The sequence below is a fragment of the Euzebyales bacterium genome, from assembly GCA_035461305.1.
GTDB lineage: Bacteria > Actinomycetota > Nitriliruptoria > Euzebyales > JAHELV01 > JAHELV01.
Window position 1 is genome coordinate 1 of sequence record DATHVN010000195.1, and the last position, 4,443, is coordinate 4,443.

General features: G+C 69.0%; 7 protein-coding genes. 6 read left to right on the forward strand and 1 reads right to left on the reverse strand.

What is annotated here, in order from left to right; translation table 11 throughout:
- Positions 1–542 (reverse strand): WYL domain-containing protein (locus VK923_17875; protein HSJ46550.1); only part of this gene is annotated, 542 nt, incomplete at its 3' end.
- A 17-nt stretch (positions 543–559) separates the two neighbouring features.
- Here VK923_17875 and VK923_17880 point away from each other — a divergent pair.
- The 6 genes from VK923_17880 (at position 560) to VK923_17905 (ending at position 4,285) form a co-directional block, all read left to right on the forward strand.
- Positions 560–847, forward strand: a complete 288-nt coding sequence (locus VK923_17880) for a hypothetical protein (GenBank protein ID HSJ46551.1) — start codon at positions 560–562, stop codon at positions 845–847.
- Between the two features lie 118 nt (positions 848–965).
- Positions 966–2,129, forward strand: coding sequence for an alpha/beta fold hydrolase (locus VK923_17885; protein ID HSJ46552.1), 1,164 nt, complete (start codon positions 966–968; stop codon positions 2,127–2,129).
- Positions 2,130–2,248: 119 nt separating this feature from the next.
- On the forward strand, positions 2,249–2,443 hold the full coding sequence (locus VK923_17890; GenBank protein HSJ46553.1) for a hypothetical protein: 195 nt from the start codon (positions 2,249–2,251) through the stop codon (positions 2,441–2,443).
- A complete protein-coding gene (locus VK923_17895) occupies positions 2,440–2,826 on the forward strand; it encodes a nuclear transport factor 2 family protein (protein ID HSJ46554.1) in 387 nt (128 codons plus the stop codon). Before VK923_17890 ends, VK923_17895 begins: the two co-directional genes overlap by 4 nt.
- 354 nt (positions 2,827–3,180) lie before the next feature.
- Positions 3,181–3,579 (forward strand): nuclear transport factor 2 family protein, encoded by a 399-nt coding sequence (locus VK923_17900; protein HSJ46555.1) that lies wholly within the window; start codon positions 3,181–3,183, stop codon positions 3,577–3,579.
- Between the two features lie 448 nt (positions 3,580–4,027).
- Positions 4,028–4,285 carry a hypothetical protein gene (locus VK923_17905; protein ID HSJ46556.1) on the forward strand — a complete coding sequence of 86 codons (258 nt, stop codon included), beginning with the start codon at positions 4,028–4,030 and terminating at the stop codon, positions 4,283–4,285.
- Positions 4,286–4,443 lie beyond the last annotated feature (158 nt).

Consider the following 4,443-nt stretch of genomic DNA (forward strand, 5'->3'; position numbering starts at 1 on the left):
ACACCGAGTAGACCGATGTAGTGCGCGAGCATCTCGAGCGTGTCGGCACCGGCGTGCATGACACAGGTTTGCGCATCGGCCGGCTCGACGCGCACGGCGGTCGGCAGGCGGTCCGCCACCGCCGCCACCGGTGCATGCAACCGAACACGGGCTCGGTACCGCCACATCGCCGACTCGACGCCGCTGGTCACGTAGCTGGCGACGTCCCCGCGGTCGGGGAGTGCCCGTGGCGTGAACCGCGGTCCCGTCGGCGTACGCGGCGCGATCCGGTCGACGCGGAAGGTCCGCCAGTCGTCCCGGTCGACATCCCACGCGACCAGATACCAGTGCCCTCGGGTGTGCACGAGACGGTACGGCTCCGCGCGTCGCACCCTGGCCGCGCCGTCGTGGGTGCGGTAGTCGAATCGCAGCTGTTCGTGGCCGCGGCATGCGCCGGCGACGGTGGTGAGCACGTCAGCGTCGACCGTCGGTCCACGGCCGTGCACCGCGACCGTGTAGGCATGCAGAGCGTGCACTCGATGACGCAGCCGCGAGGGCAGCACCTGCTGCACCTTGGCCAGTGCCCGCAGGACGTCTCCTCGATGCCGGCGACCGTGCCGCCCGCGGCTGTGCGCAAGCCGACCGCGACCGCGACGGCCTCATCGTCGTCAAGCAGCAGCGGCGGGAGCGACGCGCCGGCACCGAGCTCGTAGCCGCCGGCTACGCCGGGTTTGCCATGGACGGGGTATCCGAGGCTGCGCAGGCGTTCGACGTCGTTGCGCACCGTTCTGGTCGTGACACCGAGCCGGTCGGCGAGCTGTGGTCCGCTCCAGCCGCGGCGTGCCTGCAGCAACGACAACAGGCGTAGCAGCCGGGCCGACGTGTCCAACATCTTCCGTCGAGGGTATCCGATTGCGGAACGGACTCGTCCGCGTTGGTTTCTACAGTGCGTGCGTACCTGTACAGCGGCCCGACAGGAACCGGCGATGGACACCGACATACGGCCCTTCCGCATCGACATCCCGCAGGCTGATCTCGGCGACTTGCACCGCCGCCTTGCGCGGACCCGCTGGCCCGACGAACTGCACGATGTCGGCTGGAGCCGCGGTGTGCCGCTCGGCTACCTCAGGAACCTCGCCGACCACTGGCGCAACGGCTACGACTGGCGCGTGCATGAGGCCAATCTCAACGAGTTCGCACAGTTCACCACGTTCATCGATGGCCAGCGCATTCACTTCTTGCACGTCCGGTCGCCGCGGCCTCACGCGCTGCCCCTCCTGCTGTGCCACGGTTACCCCGGCTCGGTCGTGGAGTTCCTTCAGATGATGGGGCCGCTCACCGATCCCGCGGCCCACGGTGGCGATCCCGCCGACGCCTTCGACGTGGTCGTCCCGTCCCTGCCAGGGTTCGGGTTCTCCACGCCGGTGCGCGCGCCCGGCTGGGAGATGGCGCGCACGGCCCGGGCGTTCGCAGAACTGATGCGCCGCCTGGGCTACGACCGATACGTCGCACAGGGCGGCGACGTCGGCGCGGGTGTGATCGGGATGCTGGGCGGTCTCGACCCCGACCACGTCGTCGGGCTGCACACCAACTCCGATCCGTTGGCGGTGATCGGAGCGCTGGACTACCTGCCGCAGGGCGCGGCTCGGCTGGCCAACCTGTCCAATGACGAACGCGTGGCCATGGAGCGGATCGGCCAGATCAGCGACGACGGGTCGGGGTACCTCAAGCTGCAGTCGACACGACCCCAGACGCTGGCGTATGCGCTGGTCGACTCTCCGGTCGGACAACTGGCGTGGATTGTCGAGAAGTTCAAGGAGTGGACCGACCAGGACGCCGCACTGCCCGAGGACGCCGTGGACCTCGACCAACTGCTGACGAAAGTGTCCCTGTACTGGTACACCGGCTCCGGGGCGTCAGCGGCACGCTACCTCTACGAAACTGCGCACTCGACCACGTGGGGAGCACCCGGCACGGCGCCGCAAGGTTGGGCCGTGTTCGCCGCGCAGCCCTGGGTCCGATCTCTGATGGACCCGGACCACGCGATCGAGCACTGGTCGGAGTTCCAGCACGGCGGACACTTCCCCGCGATGGAGCAGCCGGATCTGCTGACGGACGACGTCCGGGTGTTCTTCCGCCGCTGCCGCTGAGCACGCCCGGCACGGGGCTGCTCGCCCTCAGACCCGGCGACGGCCGCCGTCGCGCGCAGTACGGTCGACCTGCGAGGCGCATACTGGCGTTCCTGTCGGCGTCTCGTGGAGCAGATGGGATGGGTGATGCCTCGACCGCGCAGTGGGTCACCGCCCTGCCATGCATCCCGCTGCGGCCCTTCATCGACCGCTACGTCGGCTATCGCATGGAGAGGTTCGAGCTCGGCATTGCATGGCTCCCGCTCGCGGGTTCACCACGCCGACTCCAAGGGGACCTGTGGAGCTTCGGCACCTACTCAGGGGAGGCGAAGTGAACAACGATCTGCGTGAAGAGTTCGGTGCCCTCATGGACGCGTGGTCCGCGGCCATCGTGGCCGACGACCCGGAGGCGATCGGACGGTTCGCCGAACCCGACTGGGTACTGATCGGAGAGACCGGCGTCTTCCCGCGCGAGCAGTTCCTCGACTCGGTCGCGGCCGGCCGGATCACCCACCACACGATGAGCCACGAGATCCACGAGGTCCGCATCTACGGCGACGTCGCCGTCGTCCTGACCCGCGGCCGCAACACCGGCGCCTACGACGGCGAGGAGTTCGAACTCGACGAGTGGACCACCGAGGTCTTCGTCCGCCGGGACGGCGGCTGGAAGTGCAGCGTCACCCACCTGACGGCCGTCGCCGACGGGTCGGCCGCCTAGGAGACGGCCGCAGCCGGCGCGTGACTTGAAGGTGACTTCAACGTCCATCTTCGCGTTCGTGAGGCCACGTCCGGGTCTCGTGGCATGTGCCTACCGCGTCATGCGTGACCGCGCCGCGGGGGTGCGCGTGGCGATCCAAGGTTGAGCTGTGGATTCCTGCGTCGGGCACGGTCCCGTCCCTGAGGGGACGCCTACCACCGGAGAGCCTGACTCGGTTCAACAGCCATCCCGTCGGATCGGGTCCAGATCAGCGTGGCCATCGCGACACAGTGACCTGTGGAGCCCGCTACGCTGCCGGTGCGGCGTCCTCGGCGCGCCGTCCCGGCACAGGCTGATGAGCCAAGGAGACCGGTCGTGACGATCGAACGCCACCGCAGGGCGATCGATCGCGCGATGGTCGACCGGTGGGTGGCCGGCTATGAGGACGCATGGCGGTCCGAGGGGACAGACCGCCTCGCGCAACTGTTCACCGACGACGTGACGTATCTCGCGTCCCCGTGGCGCGACCCGATCCATGGCCTCGTCGCGCTCGGCGGGTTCTGGCAGGCGGAGCGTGACGGCCCCGACGAGGTGTTCACGCTGTCGTCGGCAGTCGTTGCCGTCGACAGCATGACCGCGGTGGCCCGCGTAGAGGTCGAGTACGAGCACGGCCGGCCGTGGCGCGATCTGTGGGTGCTGCGGTTCGCGGAGGACGGCAGGGTGGCGGCGTTCGAGGAGTGGCCGTTCGCCCCCGATACGTTCGATGGTCACTGATCCGGACGCGCCGACGGCAGCTGCTCGGCAATCCGGACGCGCCGACGGCAGCTGCTCGGCAATGGCCGGCGACCGCTCAGGCGCCGTGACCGCTCGATCGCGGTACGAGAACGGGGTTGGTCAGTCCGCTGACTGACGACCGTCCGGCGGCAAGATCCGCCGAGGTGTCTGGTCGAGAGCGGTCACGAGAGGCAAGTGTCGGGACGTCCACGGCTGCCAGCGTGGCCGTTGACGTGGCCTGGCTGAGCAGGCAGTCGTGGACGAGGGTGTCGGCGATGACGGCCATGGCCTCCCACTCGGGTCCGCCGCGCATCCCCTCGATCATCGCTGGCGGAATGATCGACTCGAGGAAGAACGCCAGCCCGTCCTCGTTGCCGCTGCGTTCCAGGCCATTCCGCCGGCCTCGTCGATCACCGCAGCGAGGTCCTCCACCTCGCGTTGGACCTCGTTGGGGGCGGTGTTCGTGCTCGCCCCGCGTCTGCGACGGTCGTCGGTCACGACCGTGAAGTCGGACCGCAGCAGCGGCACCAGCCCGCCGAACGCGGACAACCCGCTGTTAGTGGCCCGCGGGCTCGATCAGCACCAGTGCCGAGCCTCGGCCGGCGCGGGTCATCGCGATGCGTGTGCCGTCGGCGGACTGCACCGTGGTCTGCCGTCGCTGTTCGTCGTGTTCGGCGTGCCCGACGGCGACGGCTTCGTGCCATGAGTACTCCAGTAAGTGACCTCAGTTCACTTAGGTCATGCCGCAACATCTGAAGGCCGACGCGTCGAAGGTCACCGTGTATCGGCACTTCGCCGACAAGGAAGGCCTGTTCGTGGCCGTCGTCGAGTCCGCCATCGAGGAGGCCGAGGCGCGCTCGCGCT